Raw genomic sequence first — 21378 nt, 5'->3', positions numbered from 1 at the left:
TGGACGCACCCGGACAGCCCGCACGGCATCTCGCCGAACGCCGCACCGCACCTCGCAGACGCCCCGGCGGCCCGTACCGCTTCTCGCCGAAGGCGTCACCGCACCTCGATGAACGCCTCCGCGTCCCGCTCCGGCCGGGGCCGCGGCTCCTCGGCCGGATGCCCGACCGCCACCGCCCCCATCGGGTCCCAGTCCCCGGGCAGGTCCAGCACCTCGCGCACGACGTCCCGGCAGAACATCGTCGACGACACCCACGCCGACCCCAGCCGCTCCCCGGCCAGCGCGACCAGGAGGTTCTGCACGCCCGCGCCGGCGGCGACGACGAACATCTCCCGCTCGGCGCCGTCCCGCCGGGCGTCGCCGTAGCTGTGCGCCCCGTCCGCCACCAGGCACGGCACCACCAGGTACGGCGCGTTGCGCAGCACGTCCCCGCGGCGGACCCGCTTGGCGATGGACTCCTCGGTCTTGCCGTCGCGCCGCAGGTCGGCGATCCAGGCGTCGCGCATCGCGTCCAGCAGTCGCGTCCGCGACTCCTCGGACTCCAGCAGCACGAACCGCCACGGCGTGGTGTGGTGCGGCGCCGGCGCGGTCACCGCCGCGGCCACCGCCCGGCGCACGGCACCGGGGTCGACCGGCTCGTCGGTGAAGGCCCGCACGGTACGGCGCTGGGTGACCGCCAGCCGTACCGCCTCGGAGGTGCCCAGCCGGAACATGTCGTCGCGCGCGTCGCGCACCATGGCCCGCGCCCCCTCTCCGTGCTCCCCGTTGTCTCCGGAGGCCCCGGTGTCGCCGCCGACCAGGTGTGCCAGCCCGCGCACGACGGCGACGGGCCGCCCGGCGGCCTTGCCCTTGACCAGGTCGCCCGCGGCGGCCAGTTCGTCGGCCGTGGCGACGACGGTGGCGCTGAGCGGATTGCCGTGGGCGTCCGTGCCGCCGCGCAGGTCGTCCAGCACGCGCACGCCGGCGGCGCCGATGGCGACGTCCGTCAGCCCCGCGCGCCAGGGCCGCCCGAAGGTGTCGGTGACCAGGACGCCGACGTCGACGCCGAGGGCGGCGCGCAGCCCCGCGCGGATCGCGCGCGCGGAGGCGTCCGGGTCCTCGGGCAGCAGCAGCACCGTCCCGGCGGGGGTGTTGGAGGCGTCGACACCGGCGGCGGCCATGACCAGGCCCTGCCGGTTCTCCACGATGCGCAGCGGCCCGCGCCGCGCCACCACCCGGACCGTCTCGGCGTCGATGGCGGCCTCCCGGTCGGCCGCCTCGACCACGCGGCCCTCCGCCTTGGACACGATCTTCGAGGTGACGAGCAGCACGTCGCCGTCGGCCAGCCCGGGCTCGGCGGCGGCGATCAGCTTGGCCAGGTCGTCGCCGGGGGCGACCTCGGGCAGTCCGGGCACCGCCCAGACCCGGTAACCGTCGGCGGGTGCTCCGCTCACGCCCCCCGCACCTCCTCCGCCAGGGCGAGCGCCTCGCGGGCCATCCGCGCGCTCGCGTCGAGGTCGGTCATCATCAGCGGCACCGCCCGGCACCGGATGCCGGCCGCCTCCACGCGGTCCACCGCCCCGGCGTCCACGGTGTCGACGAGCCAGCCGTCCAGCATTCCGGAGCCGTAGTGCTCGGCCACCGCGGCGGCCGTGGACTCCACGCCCACCGCGGCGAGGACCTTGTCGGCCATGCCGCGCACGGGCGCGTCCCCGACGATGGGGGAGAGGCCGACCACCGGCACCCCCGCGTCGGCGATCGCCTCGCGGATGCCGGGCACGGCGAGGATCGTGCCGATCGAGACGACCGGGTTCGACGGCGGGAACAGCACGACGTCCGCCTCCGCGATCGCCTCCAGGACGCCCGGCGCGGGCTTGGCCTGCTCGGCGCCGACCGGGACGACCGCCTCCGCCGGGACCGAGGCCCGCAGGCGCACCCAGTACTCCTGGAAGTGGATCGCCTTGCGCTCGCCGTCGATCTCCACGGCGACGTGCGTCTCGACGCGGTCGTCGGTCATCGGGATCAGCCGCACACCCGGCTGCCACCGGTCGCACAGCGCCTCGGTCACCGCGCTCAGCGGATATCCGGCGCCGAGCATCTGCGTCCGCACGATGTGCGTGGCGAAGTCCCGGTCGCCGAGCCCGAACCACTCCGGCCCCACGCCGTACGCCGCGAGGTCCTCCTTGAGGTGGAAGGTCTCGTCGGCCCGCCCCCACCCCTGCTCCTCGTTGATGCCGCCGCCGAGCGTGTACATCACCGTGTCGAGGTCCGGGCAGACCTTCAGCCCGAAGAGGTGGATGTCGTCCCCGGTGTTGCCGATGACGGTGATGTCCGCGTCCGGTGCGGCCTTCTTCAGGCCGCGCAGGAACCGGGCACCGCCGATGCCGCCTGCCAGAACCACAATGCGCATGAAAACAGTGTGTCAGCCGCCGGGCCGACTCGTTGCCGGGTGGTGGGACCGGTGACGGGACCGGTGGCGGGCCGGCCGGCCCCGCGGGCGGGCGCGGCCACGGGTCAGGCGGTCACCGGACGCGTCTCGCAGGCCGCGGAGGTGTGCATGGGCATCTCCGTCAGTCCGGGGTAGTACACGTGCAGGCTGACCGCCGGCTCCAGGGCGTCGTTGACGACCTCGTGCACGTAGCCCGGGGCGAACACGCGCTGGGCCCCCGCCCGCAGCGCGCGCGTGCCGCGCTCGGTCCGTTCGGTCAGCGTGCCCTCCAGCAGCGTCAGCACGCCGGAGGAACGGCCGTGGTCGTGCAGCCCGCTGCCCTGCCCCGGCACCCAGGACAGCAGCCACACCTCGTAGCCCGGTCCGGTGCGCAGCCGGTGGTACCAGCGCGTGGTGGCGTCGTACCGGACGAGGTGCTCCCACTGGGAGCGGTCGGCGGCGATGGAGCGGGCCAGGCCGACGAAGTCGGCGACGGTGGCCGGGTGCTCGCGCGGGGGCTGCAGCAGGTGGGGGACTTCGAGGATGTCGCCGGCGATCTGGAGGTCGCTGTCGCTGTTCATAGGAGTGCGGTGGTTCCTCAGTGAAGGAAGGCCAAAGGGCCGGAATGCCAGAGGGAACGGGAGCCGGGTCGCGGACGACACGGCCGACAGCCGGAGCGGGTGTGGCTCAACAGCCGGAACAGCGACAGCTACAGCGAGCGCGGGCAGCACCGTGGGACCCGGCGGTGCGGGTCGAGGTGAGTGCCGGATTCGCGAGCATGCCCACAAGCACATCGGTTCACACCTCCGCTGTCAACCTGACGCCCGGTATGTGGGACCTGTTTCACCTCATCCGGTTCATGCGCGAGGTGAAAGGTTTGTCCGGATGCCGTCAGGGCACATGGGCACAGCCGGGTGCCCGGGCCTCGTTGTGATCCTGTGATCCGAACGTGATCCGGTTTGCTTCGCGGCGCGCGTGGAACGAGATCGAAGCTCTGGGCGTCCTTCCTCGTACAGGCCCGTGTGCGGGGTCGGGGGCCCGTCGGGCCCCGCCTGCATGTCAAGGTTTATGCCTATTTGAACACTTTCCGCATGGCCTTGGTTCCGCAGAGTGAATAAGGGGCCCAATAGCAGATCTCGGCTTGACTCGCCCGGAGCAGCACACTTGTAATTTCACTCGTGTCGTTCAGCCGGAATCGGTTACGGCTACATCACGGGGACGCGAAAGACAGAGGGGCGCACATGACCGAGCTGGTGCAGCAACTGCTGGTCGACGACGCGGACGAGGAACTCGGCTGGCAGGAGCGCGCGCTGTGCGCCCAGACCGACCCCGAGTCGTTCTTCCCCGAGAAGGGCGGCTCCACCCGTGAGGCCAAGAAGGTCTGCCTCGCCTGCGAGGTCCGTTCCGAGTGCCTCGAGTACGCCCTCGCCAACGACGAGCGGTTCGGCATCTGGGGCGGCCTGTCGGAGCGGGAGCGCCGCAGGCTGAAGAAGGCCGCCGTCTGACCCGGGCGCACCCGCCCGCACCCGAACCGAACGGCCCGTCGCCCAGGTTGTCCACAGACGGCGGGCCGCTTCCATGCACAGCCGATAGTGTGGTCGCTCGTCCGAGACGCCTCACCGCCCCCACGGGCCGCAGGCGTCCACCGCAGTCCATCGAACCGGGGCCCGTACCTCGATGTCCGTGCACAGCCACACGGCAGCCCACGACCACGCTGCCACACCTGAGTTCCCGCGTCATGTGGTGACCGCGGTGCTCGTCTCCCACGACGGTGCCCGCTGGCTCCCCGACGCGCTCGCCGGGCTGCTCGGCCAGGAGCGCCCCGTCCAGTGCGTCATGGGCGCCGACACCGGCAGCGCCGACGACTCCGCCCAGCTGCTCACCGACGCCCTCGGCGCCGACCGCGTGCTCCACCTCGCCCGGCGCACCGGCTTCGGCCAGGCCGTCGAGGAGGCGAGCCGCACCGCGCCCGTCCTCACCACGGACGAGCTGCCGTACCTGAAACGGCCCAGCGGCTGGGACCCCGTCACGCGCACCTGGCGCGACGACGCCTACGACATGCCGGAACTGCCGTACGGCGAACCGGTCCAGTGGCTGTGGCTGCTGCACGACGACTGCGCCCCCGAACCCGACGCCCTGGCCCAGCTGCTGCGCGTCGTGGACAACGAACTGGAGCTCGGCCGCGACGACGTGGCCGTCGTCGGCCCCAAACTGCGCGGCTGGTACGACAAACGGCAACTGCTGGAGGTCGGCGTCACCATCGCCAACTCCGGCCGCCGCTGGACCGGCCTGGACCGCCGCGAACAGGACCAGGGCCAGCACGACCACGTGCGCGCCGTGCTGTCGGTGTCCACCGCCGGCATGCTGGTGCGCCGCGACGTCTTCGAACGGCTCGGCGGCTTCGACAAGCGGCTGCCCCTGATGCGCGACGACGTCGACCTGTGCTGGCGCGCCACCGCCGCCGGCCACCGCGTCCTCGTCGCCCCCGACGCCGTCGTACGGCACGCCGAGGCCGCCTCCCGCGAGCGCCGCACCGTCGACTGCGTGGGCCGCACCGCCGCCTCCCCGCACAAGGTCGACAAGGCGGGCGCCGTCTACACCCTCCTCGTCAACGCGCGGACCGCCGTGCTGCCGTGGGTGCTGCTGCGCCTGGTGCTCGGCACGCTCGTACGCACCGTCGCCTACCTCGTCGGCAAGGTCCCCGGACAGGCCCTCGACGAGATCCGCGGCCTGCTGGGCACCCTGCTGCGGCCCGAGCGGATCATCGCCGGACGGCGCAGACGCGGCGCCCCGCAGATCGACAAGGGCGAACTGCGGGCGCTGTTCCCGCCGCCCGGCGCCACCGTGCGCGCCACCGTCGAACAGGTCGCGGGCGACCTCGTCGGCCGCTCCGACCCCGAGGCCACCTCCGGCGCGGGGCGCCACGGCGGCGGCATCGAGTCCGGCCCCGGCGGCGACGACGCCGACTTCCTGGAGATCGAGCAGTTCGCCCGGCTCAAGCGCATCGCCCGCAAGCCCGGCCCGATGCTCTTCGTGGTGCTGCTGCTCGTCTCCCTGGCCGCCTGCCGCGCTCTCCTCGGCGGCGGCGCGCTCTCCGGCGGCGCCCTGCTGCCCGCCCCGGCCGACGCCGGCGAACTGTGGTCGCGCTACCTCGACGCCTGGCACCCGGTGGGCGCCGGCGGCACCCCGTCCGCGCCGCCCTACCTCGCGATCGTCGCGCTGCTCGCCTCCGCGCTGTTCGGCTCGACCGGGCTCGCGGTCACCGTCCTGCTCGTCGGCTCGGTACCGCTGGCCGGCTGCACCGCGTACTTCGCCTCCCGCCCGCTCGTCGAGTCGCGCCTGCTGCGCGCCTGGGCGGCCGTCTTCTACGCCTTCCTGCCCGCCGCCACCGGCGCGCTCGCCGGCGGCCACATCGGCACCGCCGTGCTGGCCGTGCTGCTGCCGCTCCTCGCCCGTGCGGGCGTCGCCGCGGCCGGCCTGGCCAACACCTCCGGCGCACGCGGCAGTTGGCGTGCCACCTGGGCGTACGCGCTGCTGCTGACGATCACCACCGCGTTCACGCCGATCGTGTGGCCCGTCGCGCTGGTCCTCGGCATCGCCCTGCTGGCCGTGCGCCGCGCCGACATCACCGCCAACGCCCTGCGCTTCCTGGCCCAGCTCGGCACCCCCCTGCTGGTGCTCGCGCCCTGGTCGCTGTCCCTGCTGCCGTTCGGCTTCTTCAAGGAGGCCGGCCTCACCTACGGCGCCTCGGCCGCCTCCGCGCTCGACCTGCTGGGCACGAGCCCCGGCGGCCCGGGCACGGTAGGCGGGCTGACGCTGATCGGGATCGTGGCGGCCGCGCTGGCCGCGCTGCTGCGCTCCGAGCGGCAGTTCGGCATCTGGACGGCCTGGGCGGTCGCCCTGGTGGGCCTCGTCTTCGCCGCGCTGTCCAACGGCTCGGCCTGGGCCGGCCCCGCCACCCTGGTCTACGGCCTCGCCCTGCTGTCCGCCGCCCTGCTGGGCGCCGACGGGGCACGCGCCCGGGTGGCCGAGCAGAGCTTCGGCTGGCGCCAGCCGGTGGCCGCGCTGATCGCGCTCGCCTGCGCCGTGGGCCCGCTGGTGGCCGCCGCCGGCTGGATGATCCGCGGTGCCGGCGACCCGCTTGAACGGCGCGACCCGGTACAGGTGCCGGCGTTCGTCGCCGAGGAGAGCGGCACCCGCGACCAGCCCCGCACGCTCGTGCTGGACAGCGACTCCACGGCCCACGTCGCCTACACCCTCGTCCGCGGCTCCGGCGCCCGCCTCGGCGACGCCGAACTCGCCGCGGCCGGCGGCGGCAACGGCAGGCTCGACAAGGTCGTCGCCAACCTCGTCGCCGGCTCCGGCGCCGACCAGGCCGACCAGCTCGGCAAGTTCGCGGTCCGCTACGTCCTGGTCCACAAGGGCGCGCCCCGCGAGGTCACCCGGGTCCTGGACGCCACGCCCGGCCTCTCCCGCCTGAGCCAGCAGGACGGCGGCGCCCTGTGGCGGGTCGACCAGGAGGTCGCGCGCGCCACCATCGTCAGCGCCTCCGGCTCCGGCACCCCGCAGCCCGTCGCCGCCGGGCCCGTCGAGATCCACACCACGGTCCCGGCCGGTTCCGACGGGCGCGTCCTGCGCCTCGCCGACACCGCCGCCGAGGGCTGGACGGCCACCCTGGACGGCAGGCCGCTCACCCGCACCACGGTCGACGGCTGGGCCCAGGGCTTCGAACTCCCCGCCTCCGGCGGCAGGCTGGACGTCACCTTCGACGCCCCGATCGGCCACACCGCCTGGCTGTGGGCGCAGGGCTCGCTCGCCGTCGTCCTCGTCGTCCTCGCCCTGCCCGGCCGGCGCCGCGACGTCGACGACGACCTCCCCGAGGAGGAGGCCGCCGTCCCCGCCCAGGCCGTCGAGGGCGAGGGCCGCCGCGCCCGCCGCCTGCGCGCCCAGGCCGAAGCCGATGCCGAGGCCGAGGAGACGGGCGGCGAACAGGAGCCGGAGTTCCCGGCGGCGGAGGAGGCCCCCGTGCCGGTCCCGCAGCAGCAGTCCTACGGAGACTGGGACGAGGCCGCCTACGCGGGCGCCGGATACGGCGAGTACGGCGGCGAGCAGTACCAGGGCGCCCAGCAGTACCCGGCGGGCACGTACGACCAGACGTATGCGGCCGACCAGACCTACCCGGCCGACCAGACCTACCCGGCGGATCAGGCGTACCCGGCGGATCAGGCGTACCCCGCCGACCCGTACGAGGGCGGCCAGTACGAGCAGCTCGACCAGTACGGGTACGGCGACGCGGCACCCGACCCGTACGCGGGGCAGCCGGCGTACGACCCGGCGTACGACCCGTCGTCGTACCCGCAGGGCTACGACCCCGCCTACGACCCGGCGCAGCAGCACCCGCACGCCCCTGAGCGCCCCGACGGGAGTCAGCAGTGAACCGCACCACCCTGTCCCTGATCGCCGGCGCGGCCGCGCTGGCCGCCGTCACCGGGTTCGCCTCGCTGACCGCGCCCGGGGCCTCCGGCACGACGGGCACGGACACCGCCAAGGCGGCCGCCGAGCTGCCCGTGGAGCGCACCAGCCTGCTCTGCCCGGCGCCCAGCTCCTCCGACCTCGCCGACACGACGTACACGTCGTTCACGCCCGTCACCAAGGGCACCGGCAGCACCGGCAAGGCCGAACTGGAGTCCGCCGCCGAGCAGTCGGCCGACGGGACGGGCGGCACGGGCGGCAAGAGCGACAGCGGCAAGGGTGCCGGCAGCGGCAAGAAGAAGGCCGGCAAGCCGGTCCTCGCCCCCGAGAAGCCGGGCACGCCGGCCACCGGGGACACCTCGGGCGGCGACGCGCCGGCGCTGCTGGGCACCGCCGAGGGCAAGTTCGCGCCCGGCTGGACCGTGCAGCAGACCACGGAGGTCGCCGCGGGCGCCGGCCGCGGCCTGCAGGGCCTCAACTGCACAGCTCCGGACACGGAGTTCTGGTTCCCGGGCGCGAGCACGGACGCCGCCCGCACCGACTACGTGCACCTGACCAACCCCGACGACTCCGCCGCCGTCGTCGACCTCGAGCTCTACGGCAAGGACGGCGCCCTGAAGTCGGCCGTGGGCGAGGGCATCACGGTCCAGCCGCACTCCAGCGAGCCGATCCTGCTGTCCACCCTCATCGACGAGAAGCAGACCAACCTCACCCTGCACGTCAACGTGCGCAGCGGACGCGTCGGCGCCGCCGTGCAGGCCCTGGACGACACGCTCGGCGGCGACTGGCTGGCCGCGGCCACGGACCCGGCGGGCAGCCTGGTCCTGCCCGGCATCCCGAAGGACGCCACGGCCGTGCGCCTGATCGCCTTCGCGCCGGGCGACGCGGACGCCGACCTGAAGGTACGGCTCGCCTCCCCGTCCGGGCTGATCACGCCCGCCGGGAACGAGACGCTGCACGTGAAGGCGGGCATGACGACCGCCGTCGACCTCGGCGACGTCACCCGCGGCGAGGCCGGCTCGCTGGTGCTGACGCCCACCGGGCAGTCGGCGCCGGTCGTCGCGGCGCTGCGGGTGGTGCGCGGAAAGGGCGCCAAGCAGGAGACGGCGTTCATCCCGGCCGCCGGCCAGGTCGGCACGCGCGCGACCGCCGCCGACAACAGCGGCAAGGGCTCGACCCTCTCCCTCACGGCGCCGGACCGCACCGCGCGCGTGAAGGTCACCGCGTCCGCGGGCAGCGAGGGCGGCACGGCGGTGTCGCGGACGTTCACGATCAAGGCCGGTACGACGCAGGACATCGACGCCCCGGTCCCCGACGGACTGAAGGGCACGTACGCGCTGACGGTCGAGCCGCTGTCCGGCGGCCCGGTGTACGCGGCCCGCACGCTGGCGGCGACGGAGGAGGGAGTGCCCGGCTTCACCGTGCAGACCCTGCCCGACGACCGGGGCACCGTCGCGGTGCCGGAGGCCGAGGAGGACCTGTCGGTGCTGCAGCGGTAGGTCCGCGGTTGTCGGGCGGGCGAGAGGGAAGGGAAGGGAACCGCGGTGGAGGGCGGGAGGAGACCAGCCCTCGCCGTGGCGAGGGGCCTCAGTCCTCGCTGTGGTGCAGAGCCTCAGTCCTCGCCGTAGCGCGGATCCACCGTCTCCGGCGTCAGACCGAGCAGCTCGGCGACCTGTTCGACCACGACCTCGTGCACCAGCGCGGCCCGTTCGTCCCGGCCCTTCGTACGGATCTCGACCGGCCGGCGGTAGACGATCACCCGGGCCGGCCGCCCCTGCCGGGAGGGGACCGTGCCGCCGAGCGGGACCGCCTCGTCGCTGTAGGACTGCCCCGGCCCGTCCAGGCGGGGCACCTCCAGGACGAGGAAGTCGATGTCGGCCAGCTGCGGCCACCGCCGTTCCAGACGCTCCACGGAGTCCTGCACCAGGTCCGCGAACGCGTCGGCGCGGCTCGCGGCGAGCGGCACCTGGGGCGGCGCGATCGGGCCGCGCATGCCCCGGCCGTGGCGATCACGACGGCGGGGCCCGGGGCCGGCGGCACGGGGCGGTACGGCGTTGTCCATCACTGGTGAAGGGTAGTCCCCGCCGGGACCCCGCGCCCGGCCCCACGCGGCGTTCGGCCGCCTCGCACGGCATGTCGCAGGATGACCCTTCCGGCCAAGGTCGGGCTCGATTCCGTATCTCTCCGGTATCTCTCCGAGACCGTCGGCCTCAAGGCGAATGACAGGGTTTGTCCCGAGTGGCGATCCGACGTGACGCCCCCGAGCACCGGCCGGACGGCCGTCCGCGCAGGTCAATGGGGCGGCCCGGACGTCGGTGTGGGGCGTTTCACAGCACGACACGGGGGAGCGACCTGATGGAGAGTCGTCGCGGCCCGCTCAAGAGTGCGGTACCGTCCAACGTCGTGAGCCCTGTACGTCGCTGTTCGCGCACCGCTTGCGGCCGTCCCGCCGTCGCGACGCTGACGTACGTCTACGCCGACTCGACCGCGGTCCTCGGCCCGCTCGCGACCTACGCCGAACCCCACTGCTACGACCTGTGCGCCGAGCACTCCGAGCGCCTCACCGCGCCCCGTGGCTGGGAGGTCGTGCGGCTCCTCGACGGCTCCGCACCGGCCCGCCCGAGCGGCGACGACCTGGAGGCGCTCGCCAACGCGGTGCGTGAGGCGGCCCGCCCCCAGGAGCGGGCTGCGGGAGCCGGCGGCGGGGCACGCGGGGCGGACCCGATGGAGGTCGCCCGGCGCGGCCATCTGCGGGTGCTGCGCTCGCCGGACAACTGACCGGCCCCCGCCACGACGTCTCGCGAAACGTTCCGCTGGGTGACCTGCCCGGCGTGACGCGCCCCGCGTGACGCCCTCAGCGTGCTCAACCCTGCCGCGACGCCGCTGCCCTGACCTGACGTTACGACTGCGGGTCCCTTCCGCCACCGCACGAAATCCCGCCGGCCGGTCCGGGTAGTTTTGGGGCGACCGACATCACTTCCTGGAGGGCCCGGCCGTGACTGCTGATCTGACGCAGATCGTGAAGGCGTACGACGTACGCGGAGTGGTCCCGGACCAGTGGGACGAGTCGCTCGCCGAACTCTTCGGCGCGGCCTTCGTCCAGGTGACCGGGGCCGAGGCGATCGTCACCGGACACGACATGCGCCCCTCCTCGCCCGGCCTGTCGGGCGCCTTCGCACGCGGGGCGGCCGCGCAGGGCGCCGACGTGACCGAGATCGGCCTCTGCTCGACGGACCAGCTGTACTACGCCTCGGGCGCGCTGGGCCTGCCGGGCGCGATGTTCACGGCCTCGCACAACCCGGCCCGGTACAACGGCATCAAGATGTGCCGCGCGGGCGCCGCGCCCGTCGGCCAGGACACGGGCCTGACGCAGATCCGCGAACTGGTCGAGGAGTGGACGCGGTCGGGCGCACCCGAGCCCGTCCCGACGCCGGGAACGGTCACCCGGCGCGACACGCTGCGGGACTACGCGGCCCACCTGCGCTCCCTCGTGGACCTGACCTCCATCCGCCCGCTGAAGGTCGTCGTCGACGCCGGCAACGGCATGGGCGGGCACACCGTGCCCACGGTCCTCGCGGGCCTGCCGCTCACGGTCGTCCCGATGTACTTCGAACTGGACGGCACCTTCCCCAACCACGAGGCCAACCCCCTGGACCCGGCCAACCTCGTGGACCTGCAGAAGCGGGTGCGTGAGGAGTCCGCCGACCTCGGGCTCGCCTTCGACGGCGACGCCGACCGCTGCTTCGTCGTCGACCAGAACGGCGACCCGGTGTCGCCGTCCGCGATCACCGCCCTGGTCGCCGCCCGGGAACTCGCCAGGAACGGCGGCAACGGCGCCATCATCCACAACCTGATCACCTCCTGGTCGGTCCCCGAGGTGGTGCGGGAGAACGGCGGCACCCCGATCCGCACCCGCGTCGGCCACTCCTTCATCAAGGCCGAGATGGCGAGGACGGGCGCGATCTTCGGCGGCGAGCACTCCGCGCACTACTACTTCAAGGACTTCTGGAACGCCGACACGGGCATGCTGGCCGCCCTGCACGTCCTCGCGGCCCTCGGCGGCCAGGACGGGCCGCTCTCCGACCTCGTTGCCCAGTACGACCGTTACGCCGACTCCGGCGAGATCAACTCCACGGTCGACGACCAGGCCGCCCGCCTGGCCGCGGTGCGGGCCGCCTACGAAGGCGCCGACGACGTCGAGCTGGACGACCTCGACGGCCTGACCGTCTCCTCGGCCGACTGGTGGTTCAACGTCCGCCCGTCCAACACCGAGCCGCTGCTGCGCCTGAACGCGGAGGCACGCGACGAGGAGACGATGGCGAAGATGAGGGACGAGGTACTGGCCATCATCCGCGGCTGACCCCGCCCGGAGTCCGCCCGGAGCCAGCGCGGTGTCCGCCCGGAGCCAGCGCGGTGTCCGCCCGGAGCCCGCCCGGAGTCCGCCCGGGGCCCGCGCGGTGTCCGTGCGGGCGGCGGTGCGGGAGCCTCCGGGAAACCGAAGCCCGTCCACCGCCGCCCGACGCCGCCACCGCCCGTCCACCGGCGGTACGCTGACCAGGCACATCCGTACGGCACACGCACGCGGCGGGCAACCGCACGCGCCCCGGCCCCGAAGGGACACCCCATGCCGCTCGAAGCCGGCCTCCTGGAGATCCTCGCCTGCCCCGCCTGCCACGCTCCCCTCAAGGAGCAGGACGACGAGCTGATCTGCACCGGCCAGGACTGCGGTCTGGCGTACCCCGTCCGCGACGGCATCCCCGTCCTGCTCGTCGACGAAGCGCGCCGTCCCGCGTAAACCCCCCGGCGATCGGAGGCTGCCGCCATGCTCGACGAATCGCTGCTCGACGCCCCCGAGGGACTCTCGGAGGCCGATCACCGCGGTCTGCTCCGCGGCGCCGCCGAAGCAGGCGCCCGCGTCCGCACCGCCGCCCGGCACGCCGCCGAGGCCGGCGTCAACGACCTCAAACCGGACGGCCGTCCCCGCGCCGTGATCATCGCGGGCCCCGGCGCCGCCGCCACCACCGTCGCCGACCTCCTCGGCACGCTCGTCGGCCCCGGCAGCCCCGTCACCCGCCTGACGCCCACCGGCGTCGCCCCGGCCGCGGGCGCCCTGCGCTGGGAACTGCCCGGCTGGGTCGGCTCCGTGGACCTGCTCCTGATCGCCACCCCGGACGGCACCGAACCGGGTCTCGCCCTGCTCGCCCAGTCGGCCTACCGCCGCGGCTGCACGGTCGCCGCGGTCGCCCCCGCCGGCACCCCGCTCGCGGAGGCGGTCGCAGGCGCCCACGGCCTGTTCGTACCGCTGGCCGTGGCCCCCTACGAGCAGGACGAGCCGCTCGCCGCGTCCGCCCCCGGCGTGCTGTGGGCGCTGCTCACCCCGCTGCTGGCGCTCCTGGACCGCATCGGCCTGCTCCCCGCCCCGCCGGACGCCCTGGAGAAGGTCGCCGACCGCCTCGACCAGGTCGCCGAACGCTGCGGCCCGGCCATCGCGACCTACAGCAACCCCGCCAAGACGCTCGCCGCCGAACTCGCCGACGCGCTGCCGCTGGTGTGGACCGAGGGAGTCTCGGCCGGACCCGCCGGCCGTCGTTTCGCCGCCGCCCTGGCCGAACTGTCCGGCATCCCGGCGGTCGTCGCCGAACTGCCCGAGGCGCTCGCCGCGCACAGCGCCCTGCTCGCCGGCCCGCTCGCGGCCAGCGCCGACCCCGACGACTTCTTCCGCGACCGCGTGGAGGAACCGCCCGCGCTCCACGCACGCGTGGTGCTGCTGCGCGACCGCCCGATCGGCGGCCTCACCGCCGCCCCGGGCGCCCGTGACCTGGCCCTCAGCCACGACACGCCGATCAGCGAACTGGAGCCGGAACCGGGGGCCGAACTGGAGACCCTGGCCGAACTGATCGCCATCACGGATTTCGCCGCCGTTTACCTGGCGCTCGCCACCAGGGCCTGACCTGGACCCACCCCTCCCGGCCAGCGCCCGCTGGGCAGCGTACGTACGGAGACAGAGACACAGCATGGACCGCCTGGACAACACCATCCGCCCCTACGCCTGGGGCTCGACGACCGCCATCCCCGGACTGCTCGGCGTCGAACCCAACGGCGAGCCGCAGGCCGAGATGTGGATGGGCGCCCACCCGGGCGCACCCTCGCGCACCGGACGCGGCACGCTCGCCGAGGTGATCGCCGCGGACCCCGAGCGGGAACTCGGCCCGGCGGCCGCGGCCAGGTTCGGCCCCCGGCTGCCCTTCCTGCTCAAGCTCCTCGCCGCGGGCGCCCCGCTCTCCCTCCAGGTCCACCCCGACCTCGACCAGGCCAAACAGGGGTACGAGGACGAGGAACGCCGCGGCGTCCCGGCCGACGCCCCGCACCGCAACTACAAGGACGCCAACCACAAGCCCGAACTCATCTGCGCGCTCACCGAGTTCCACGGCCTGTGCGGCTTCCGCGACCCGATTCAGGCCGCCGATCTGCTCGACGGCCTCGGCGTCGGCGCCCTCAAGCCGTACGTCGACCTGCTGCACGCCAGCCCCGCGGACGCGGCCCTGCGCGAGGTGCTCACCGCCGTCCTCACCGCCGACCCCGAGGAGATGCGCCGCACCGTGGCCGAGGCCACGACGGCCTGCACCCGCCTCGGCGGCGCGTACGCGCCCTACGCGGACATCGCCCACCACTACCCGGGCGACCCGGGCGTGATCGCCGCCATGCTGCTCAACCACGTCCGCCTGCAGCCCGGTGAGGCCCTGTTCCTCGGCGCGGGCATCCCGCACGCCTACCTCGACGGCCTCGGCGTCGAAATCATGGCCAACTCCGACAACGTCCTGCGCTGCGGCCTGACCCCCAAACACGTCGACGTGCCCGAACTGCTGCGCATCGTCCGCTTCGAGCCGAGCGACCCCGGCGTCCTGCGCCCGGAGGCCTCCCCCGACGGCGAGGAGGTCTACGAGACCCCCATCGACGAGTTCCGCCTGTCGAGATACGTGCTGCCCGAGGGCGGCGTCGCCCACGACCTCACCCGCGCGACCCCGCAGATCCTGCTGTGCACGGCGGGCCGCGTGCGCGCGGGCGAACACGAACTCGGCCCCGGCCAGTCGGTCTTCGTCCCGGCGGGCGAGACGGCGGAGTTGTCCGGAGCGGGCACGCTCTTCCGGGCCACTGTGATCGTATGACCGTGCTTGTGGACACCTGACGAGCCGTCCACCGACCGGGCTGCAAGAATGGCCCACCGGCAAAGGACGGGCAAAGGCCCGCGGGCTGAACGGGTCAGACGGGCAAAGGCGAAGGGACAACGCGAACATATGAGCGCGTCAGGCGGCACCAGGGCGATCGTGGCGGCACTCGGCGCCAACCTCGCGATCGCGGCATCGAAGTTCGTGGCGTTCGCCTTCAGCGGCTCCTCGTCCATGCTCGCCGAGGGCGTGCACTCGCTCGCCGACTCCGGTAACCAGTTCCTCCTCCTCGTCGGCGGCAAGAAGGCCGAGCGCGAGGCGACCCCGCAACACCCCTTCGGCTACGGCCGCGAGCGGTACATCTACGCCTTCCTCGTCTCGATCGTCCTGTTCTCCGTCGGCGGCATGTTCGCCATCTACGAGGGCTACGAGAAGATCAGCCACCCGCACGAACTGGAGCACTGGTACTGGCCGGTGGGCGTCCTCATCTTCGCGATAATCGCCGAGGGCTTCTCCTTCCGCACCGCCATCAAGGAGTCGAACGAACTGCGCGGCGGCCTGTCCTGGTCGCAGTTCATCCGCCGCGCCAAGGCGCCCGAGCTGCCCGTCGTCCTGCTGGAGGACTTCGGCGCGCTCATCGGCCTGCTCCTCGCCCTCGGCGGCGTCGGCCTGGCCCTGCTCACCGGCGACGGCGTCTGGGACGGCATCGGCACGGTCTGCATCGGCGTCCTGCTCGTCCTGATCGCCCTCGTCCTGGCCGGCGAGACCAAGTCGCTGCTGCTCGGCGAGGCAGCGGGCCTGGAAGAGGTCAAGAAGATCGAGCAGGCGATCGTCGACGGCGACACGGTCACCGGCATCATCCACATGCGCACGCTCCACCTCGGCCCCGAGGAACTGCTGATCGCCGCCAAGATCGCCGTCCAGCACGACGACACGGCCACCGAGGTCGCCGCCGCCATCAACGCCGCCGAGGGACGCGTCCGCGCGGCGGTCCCGATCGCCCGCGTCATCTACCTCGAACCGGACATCTACAGCGAGACCGAGGCCGCCAAGGGCCCGGATCGCGAGGCCACCCCCGGAGGCCCGGCACCCCACCCCGCCGGACACTGACATCCCACGCCACACGACGACGGGGCCCGCCGGACATCCGGCGGGCCCCGTCGTCCGTCCCGCCGCCCGCACGGCCCGCCCGCCGCGTCCTGATCGGCGTGATGTGTTCGCGTGGACTGGGGACGCGCGGGCCCACCGGTGTAGCTTGGATCCGAGCCAGACGTCGCTGCTGATGGCGGTCGGGCGGTCCCGACACGGACCGGCCGAGGGAGAGAGGGCCTCCGACGGACTGCGCTGCGCGCACGCGGGCATGCCTGTGTCCTCTTTCGGGCACCCCTGTGTCCGCCGCCGCGCAGACCAGACGTACCCACCTCGCCCCAACCCCGAGGAGCAGCTCGTAATGACGACTGTCGACAACCGACAGGACTTCAAGGTCGCCGACCTGTCCCTGGCCGAGTTCGGCCGCAAGGAGATCACCCTCGCCGAACACGAGATGCCGGGCCTGATGGCGATCCGCGCGGAGTACGCCGACGCGCAGCCCCTCGCCGGCGCCCGCATCACCGGCTCCCTGCACATGACCGTGCAGACCGCCGTCCTCATCGAGACCCTGGTCGCCCTGGGCGCGCGGGTCCGCTGGGCCTCCTGCAACATCTTCTCCACCCAGGACCACGCGGCCGCCGCCATCGCCGTCGGCCCGAACGGCACGCCGGACAACCCGCAGGGCGTCCCGGTCTTCGCCTGGAAGGGCGAGACCCTGGAGGAGTACTGGTGGTGCACGGAGCAGGCGCTGACCTGGCCCGACACCCCCACCGGCGGCCCGAACATGATCCTGGACGACGGTGGTGACGCCACCCTCCTCGTCCACAAGGGCGTCGAGTACGAGAAGGACGGCAAGGTCCCCGCCGTAGATACCGCCGAGTCGGACGAGCACCGCGTCATCCTCGAGCTCCTGCACCGCACCATCAGCGACGGCTCGCAGAAGTGGACCGAGCTCGCCTCGGAGATCCGCGGCGTGACCGAGGAGACCACGACCGGCGTCCACCGCCTGTACGAGATGCAGCGCGACGGCACCCTCCTGTTCCCGGCGATCAACGTCAACGACGCCGTCACCAAGTCGAAGTTCGACAACAAGTACGGCTGCCGCCACTCCCTGATCGACGGCATCAACCGCGCCACCGACGTCCTGATCGGCGGCAAGACCGCGGTCGTCTGCGGCTACGGCGACGTGGGCAAGGGCTGCGCGGAGTCCCTGCGCGGACAGGGCGCCCGCGTGATCGTCACCGAGATCGACCCGATCTGCGCGCTCCAGGCGGCCATGGACGGCTACCAGGTCACGACCCTCGACGAGGTCGTCGACAAGGCCGACATCTTCATCACCACGACCGGCAACCGGGACATCATCATGGCCGGCGACATGGCCAAGATGAAGCACCAGGCGATCGTCGGCAACATCGGCCACTTCGACAACGAGATCGACATGGCCGGCCTCGCCAAGGTTCCCGGCATCGTCAAGGACGAGGTCAAGCCGCAGGTCCACACCTGGACCTTCCCGGACGGCAAGAAGATCATCGTGCTGTCCGAGGGCCGTCTGCTGAACCTGGGCAACGCGACCGGCCACCCGTCCTTCGTGATGTCCAACTCGTTCGCGGACCAGACGCTGGCCCAGATCGAGCTGTTCACCAAGCCGTCCGAGTACCCGATCGGCGTCTACACGCTGCCCAAGCACCTCGACGAGAAGGTCGCCCGCCTGCACCTGGACGCGCTCGGTGTGAAGCTGACCAAGCTGCGTCCCGAGCAGGCCTCCTACATCGGTGTCGAGGTCGACGGCCCGTACAAGCCGGACCACTACCGCTACTGAGCGGCTCGCCGTCCGGGCGACGGACGGCGACCGCCGCGGTCACCGAGGAGCGTGTCGGTGCGCTGACACGCCCCCCGGCCGTGGCGACTCCACCCGAGGCAGGCCCCCGCACCCCCGTGTCGGGGGCCTGCCCCTGTGGCCGTCCGTGACCCGGACCAGCCCGTCAAGACCCAGGACCCCCATGCCCCGCGGCCGTTATTCGCTCCACGATCCGCACGATCACACCCCCCTCGCAGAAGAACACTTCCAGTGCGCCCCCGGCCCGTCCGGCTGGCGTTACGTCTCCCGGCTGGTCACCCCGGCGGGCGACCACGGCGGCTCCGTCGACCTCGCTCTCGACGAACTCGGCCGCCCCCTCCGCCTTGAACTGCACGCCGCCGGCTGGCAGGTCCGCGGCGCCGCCCTCGACGGCGTCACCTGGGTCCGCACCGACCCCACCGGAACCCAGGCCACCGAAGGCAACGTCCGCGCCCACGCCTTCACCGGCACCTCTCCGGCATTCCTCGTCGCGATCACTCGTCTCCTGCGCCTCACTCCCTCCGCGTCCGCAACCCGCGTACGCCTCGTCGCCTTCACGGACCCCGTCCTCGCCCCGCGCACCGTGGACCAGTCCTGGGCCTTGGTGAGAAGAGAAGCACACGCCACTGACAACGGCCCCCTGACGGTGGACGAATACCAGGTCACAGCCCTGGACACCGGCGAACAGCACGCCGTCCACATCGCCGGGGACGTGGTCCTGGCGGCCCCGGGCGTCGAGCTGGAGGACCTTGAATCGCCCCCGTCCGTCTTCACCTGAGCCGCGCCGCGATCACGCAGGCGGCACGAACCCGGTGGCGGGACGGTCGGCCGGCGCGGCGTCCCGCGGCACGGCCGACGGACGGCCGTCCGTCGGCCCCCCGGACGGAGCCGGAGCCGGAGGCGAGGCGGACGCCGATGGCCCGGGGCCCAGGGCTCCCGGTCCCGACATTCCGGGACCCGACATTCCGGGCTCGGATGTTCCGGGCCCCGACGGCAAGGCCCAAGGCCCAGTGGCTGCCTGGTACGCGGACGGCGAACCCTGGGCGGCCCGCGCCGTGCCGGGAGCGGGCCAGCCCTCTGCGACGGGTCCGCCGGCAGTCGGCCCGCTCACGCCCGCAGGACCGTTCGCGAAGGTCCGCCGCATCTCCCGGGCCTGCCGCTCCTGCACCACCGCGGCCAGATACGCCGCCGCCGGCACCCCCTGCGGCACCGGCGTCCCCGTGCGGGCCGAGAGGTCGGAGGCGAGCCGTTCCGCCATGGCCCAGCCCACCTGCGGGTCCAGCTGGTGCATCCGCGTCAGGTACTGGCGGACGGCCAGCCACAGGCCGTCGGGAACGGCCGACAGATCCAGCCCTGAGAACCGCCCGGCAAGCCAGGGCGGCGGCGGAGGCAGGAAACCTGTCCGCGCGGCCGGCACCCGTTCCCGTACGACGAGGGTCCCGGCGAAGACGTCACCGAGGCGCCGTCCGCGAGCCGACACCAGGGAGGCGATACAGGCCACGACCCCGAACGTCATCAGGATCTCCACCACTCCGATGCCGCCCCGGACCAGCGCGTGCCGGAACCTGATCGGACCGCCGTCGTCCCGGACCACCCGCAGTCCGCACGCCATCTTGCCGAGCGAACGGCCATGGCTGAGTGTCTCGACCGCGATCGGCCCGCCCACCAGCACCAGAACGAACGTCGCGATCGACACCGCGGTCTGCGCCGCCTGGTCCAGCGAAGCGGTGGCGGCGACCAGAGCTATGGTCACGACGAGGTAGCCCACCACGTACACGGCGAGATCGAGGAGTATCGCCAGCACCCTGCTGGGCAGCCTCGCGGGGCGCAGCTCCAGTGCCACCGCCTCACCCGTCACCAGCTCACTCACGCCCGTCGTCCTTCCCCTGGCCTGCCCCGTGGACGGCCAGTCTGCCAAGCTGAGCGCACATCGCGCGTCCGTACGACAAGCTGATCCCACGACCACCGACGAACAGCCGAGGAGCAGGCAGACAGATGGACCTCGACGTCTTCGTCAGCGCCCACCGGGCGGAGTGGGACCGCCTGGAGACCCTGCTCGGGCGCCGACGTCGACTCAGCGGCGCCGAGGTCGACGAACTCGTCGCCCTCTACCAGCGCACGGCCACCCACCTCTCCCTGATCCAGTCCAGCGCTCCCGACCCGCAGCTGACCGGCCGGCTCAGTCAACTCGTGGCACGCGCGCGCAGCGCCGTGACGGGCACCCGACGCGCCTCCTGGCGCGATGTCATGCGTTTCCTGGCCCACGGCTTCCCCGCCGCGGTCTACCGCTCGCGCCGCTGGTGGGTCCCCACCGCGCTCCTGTCCACAGCGATCGCCGTCCTCCTGGGCTGGTGGATCGGCACGCACCCCGAGGTGCAGTCCGCCATCGCGGCCCCCGACGAGCTGCGGGACCTCACCCGGCCCGGCGGCCAGTACGAGACCTACTACTCCAGCCATCCCGCGGCCTCCTTCGCGGCACAGGTGTGGACGAACAATGCCTGGGCCGCCGCGCAGTGCCTGATCCTCGGCGTCTTCCTCGGCCTGCCGGTCCTCTGGATCCTCTTCCAGAACATGCTCAACCTCGGCGTCGGCTTCGGCCTCATGTCCTCCGCGGGCAGGCTCGACACCTTTCTCGGCCTCGTCCTCCCGCACGGCCTGCTGGAACTGACGGCCGTCTTCGTCGCCGCCGGCACCGGACTCCGCCTCGGCTGGACCCTCATCGACCCGGGGCCGCGCTCCCGGCGCACGGCCCTCGCGGAGGAGGGACGCGCCGCGGTGGGCATGGCGATCGGCCTCGCACTCGTCCTCTTCGTATCCGGAGCCATCGAAGGCTTCGTCACCCCGTCCGGCCTGCCCACATGGGCCCGCATCGGCATCGGAATCGCCGCCGAGCTGGCCTTCCTCGCCTACGTCTTCGTCCTGGGCGGCCGGGCGGCACGCGCCGGCGAGACGGGCGACGTCGAGGAGGCGGAGCGGAGCGCGGTGGTGCCCACGGCCGCCTGATGTGCGGAGGGGCTCGCCGAGCTGCTACTCTCTTCTCCGCCCCACGAAGATCCGTTGACACGGAGCGAGTGGGGAGGTAGATTTGAGCAGTTGCCTGGACTGGACCTGGTTCGGTCGGCAGCGGTGAACATCTGTCTGCTTCCCGGAACAGCGATCATCGATCGCCGGTTCCGATGAAGCTCCCCCCGATGAATCGGAAAAGAGTGGCCGGTCAGTCCGGCGCGAAACTTCTGATAAAGTCGGAACCGCCGGAAAGGGAAACGCGAGAGCGGGAACCTGGAAAGCACCGAGGAAATCGGATCGAGAAAGGATCTGATAGAGTCGGAAACGCAAGACCGAAGGGAAGCGCCCGGAGGAAAGCCCGAGAGGGTGAGTACAAAGGAAGCGACCGTTCCTTGAGAACT

The 21378-nt window shown here is 73.1% G+C and carries 17 protein-coding genes; 12 read left to right on the top strand and 5 right to left on the bottom strand.

The annotated features are described in order from the left end of the window. Positions 1-95 precede the first annotated feature (95 nt). The 3 genes from ACH4ZX_RS29955 to ACH4ZX_RS29945 all read right to left on the bottom strand — a co-directional run bounded on the left by ACH4ZX_RS29955 (position 96) and on the right by ACH4ZX_RS29945 (position 2988). Positions 96-1433: a coenzyme F420-0:L-glutamate ligase gene (locus ACH4ZX_RS29955; protein WP_398279414.1), complete on the bottom strand. Its 1338-nt coding sequence runs from the start codon at positions 1431-1433 to the stop codon at positions 96-98. After that, on the bottom strand, positions 1430-2389 hold the full coding sequence (gene cofD / locus ACH4ZX_RS29950; RefSeq protein WP_398279411.1) for a 2-phospho-L-lactate transferase: 960 nt from the start codon (positions 2387-2389) through the stop codon (positions 1430-1432). The genes ACH4ZX_RS29955 and cofD overlap by 4 nt, the downstream gene beginning before the upstream one ends. 104 nt (positions 2390-2493) lie before the next feature. Continuing rightward, positions 2494-2988, bottom strand: coding sequence for a cysteine dioxygenase (locus ACH4ZX_RS29945; RefSeq protein WP_398279408.1), 495 nt, complete (start codon positions 2986-2988; stop codon positions 2494-2496). A gap of 660 nt (positions 2989-3648) precedes the next feature. Between ACH4ZX_RS29945 and ACH4ZX_RS29940 the strand changes: the two genes are divergently transcribed. From ACH4ZX_RS29940 to ACH4ZX_RS29930, 3 genes are all read left to right on the top strand, one after another. Further along, entirely contained in the window at positions 3649-3912 is a 264-nt protein-coding gene (locus ACH4ZX_RS29940) for a WhiB family transcriptional regulator (protein WP_003975777.1), read from the top strand. A gap of 172 nt (positions 3913-4084) precedes the next feature. Beyond that, positions 4085-7843, top strand: a complete 3759-nt coding sequence (locus ACH4ZX_RS29935) for a glycosyltransferase (protein ID WP_398279405.1) — start codon at positions 4085-4087, stop codon at positions 7841-7843. Next, complete coding sequence (locus tag ACH4ZX_RS29930) at positions 7840-9378, top strand: DUF5719 family protein (RefSeq protein WP_398279402.1); 1539 nt, start codon at positions 7840-7842, stop codon at positions 9376-9378. Before ACH4ZX_RS29935 ends, ACH4ZX_RS29930 begins: the two co-directional genes overlap by 4 nt. 113 nt (positions 9379-9491) lie before the next feature. On the opposite strand, the gene ACH4ZX_RS29925 is transcribed toward ACH4ZX_RS29930, so the two are convergent. After that, on the bottom strand, positions 9492-9941 hold the full coding sequence (locus ACH4ZX_RS29925; RefSeq protein ID WP_398279607.1) for a metallopeptidase family protein: 450 nt from the start codon (positions 9939-9941) through the stop codon (positions 9492-9494). Between the two features lie 293 nt (positions 9942-10234). On the opposite strand from ACH4ZX_RS29925, the gene ACH4ZX_RS29920 reads away from it, so the two are divergent. The 8 genes from ACH4ZX_RS29920 (at position 10235) to ACH4ZX_RS29885 (ending at position 18749) form a co-directional block, all read left to right on the top strand. Further along, on the top strand, positions 10235-10657 hold the full coding sequence (locus ACH4ZX_RS29920; RefSeq protein ID WP_324783104.1) for a DUF3499 domain-containing protein: 423 nt from the start codon (positions 10235-10237) through the stop codon (positions 10655-10657). Between the two features lie 217 nt (positions 10658-10874). After that, positions 10875-12239, top strand: a complete 1365-nt coding sequence (locus ACH4ZX_RS29915) for a phosphomannomutase/phosphoglucomutase (RefSeq protein WP_398279398.1) — start codon at positions 10875-10877, stop codon at positions 12237-12239. Between the two features lie 264 nt (positions 12240-12503). Beyond that, the gene (locus ACH4ZX_RS29910) at positions 12504-12674 is read left to right on the top strand and encodes a Trm112 family protein (RefSeq protein WP_159666488.1); all 171 of its coding nucleotides are present in this window, start codon (positions 12504-12506) and stop codon (positions 12672-12674) included. Between the two features lie 27 nt (positions 12675-12701). After that, positions 12702-13829, top strand: coding sequence for an SIS domain-containing protein (locus ACH4ZX_RS29905; protein ID WP_398279394.1), 1128 nt, complete (start codon positions 12702-12704; stop codon positions 13827-13829). A 64-nt stretch (positions 13830-13893) separates the two neighbouring features. Continuing rightward, positions 13894-15045 carry a mannose-6-phosphate isomerase, class I gene (gene manA, locus ACH4ZX_RS29900; protein WP_398279391.1) on the top strand — a complete coding sequence of 384 codons (1152 nt, stop codon included), beginning with the start codon at positions 13894-13896 and terminating at the stop codon, positions 15043-15045. A 129-nt stretch (positions 15046-15174) separates the two neighbouring features. Continuing rightward, positions 15175-16155, top strand: a complete 981-nt coding sequence (locus ACH4ZX_RS29895) for a cation diffusion facilitator family transporter (RefSeq protein WP_398279388.1) — start codon at positions 15175-15177, stop codon at positions 16153-16155. 340 nt (positions 16156-16495) lie between these two features. After that, a complete protein-coding gene (gene ahcY, locus ACH4ZX_RS29890) occupies positions 16496-17953 on the top strand; it encodes an adenosylhomocysteinase (RefSeq protein ID WP_398279385.1) in 1458 nt (485 codons plus the stop codon). A 181-nt stretch (positions 17954-18134) separates the two neighbouring features. Beyond that, complete coding sequence (locus tag ACH4ZX_RS29885; protein WP_398279382.1) at positions 18135-18749, top strand: hypothetical protein; 615 nt, start codon at positions 18135-18137, stop codon at positions 18747-18749. 12 nt (positions 18750-18761) lie between these two features. On the opposite strand, the gene ACH4ZX_RS29880 is transcribed toward ACH4ZX_RS29885, so the two are convergent. Beyond that, on the bottom strand, positions 18762-19841 hold the full coding sequence (locus tag ACH4ZX_RS29880) for an RDD family protein (protein WP_398279379.1): 1080 nt from the start codon (positions 19839-19841) through the stop codon (positions 18762-18764). A 125-nt stretch (positions 19842-19966) separates the two neighbouring features. Here ACH4ZX_RS29880 and ACH4ZX_RS29875 point away from each other — a divergent pair, with 125 nt between their 5' ends. Further along, on the top strand, positions 19967-20974 hold the full coding sequence (locus ACH4ZX_RS29875) for a stage II sporulation protein M (protein WP_398279376.1): 1008 nt from the start codon (positions 19967-19969) through the stop codon (positions 20972-20974). The last annotated feature ends 404 nt before the right edge of the window (positions 20975-21378 follow it).

The sequence above is a fragment of the Streptomyces sp. NPDC020490 genome, from assembly GCF_044335305.1.
In the GTDB taxonomy this organism is placed as follows: Bacteria; Actinomycetota; Actinomycetes; order Streptomycetales; family Streptomycetaceae; genus Streptomyces.
Note: the sequence above shows the minus strand (reverse complement) of the source record. Positions and strands in the feature narration are given on the sequence as shown.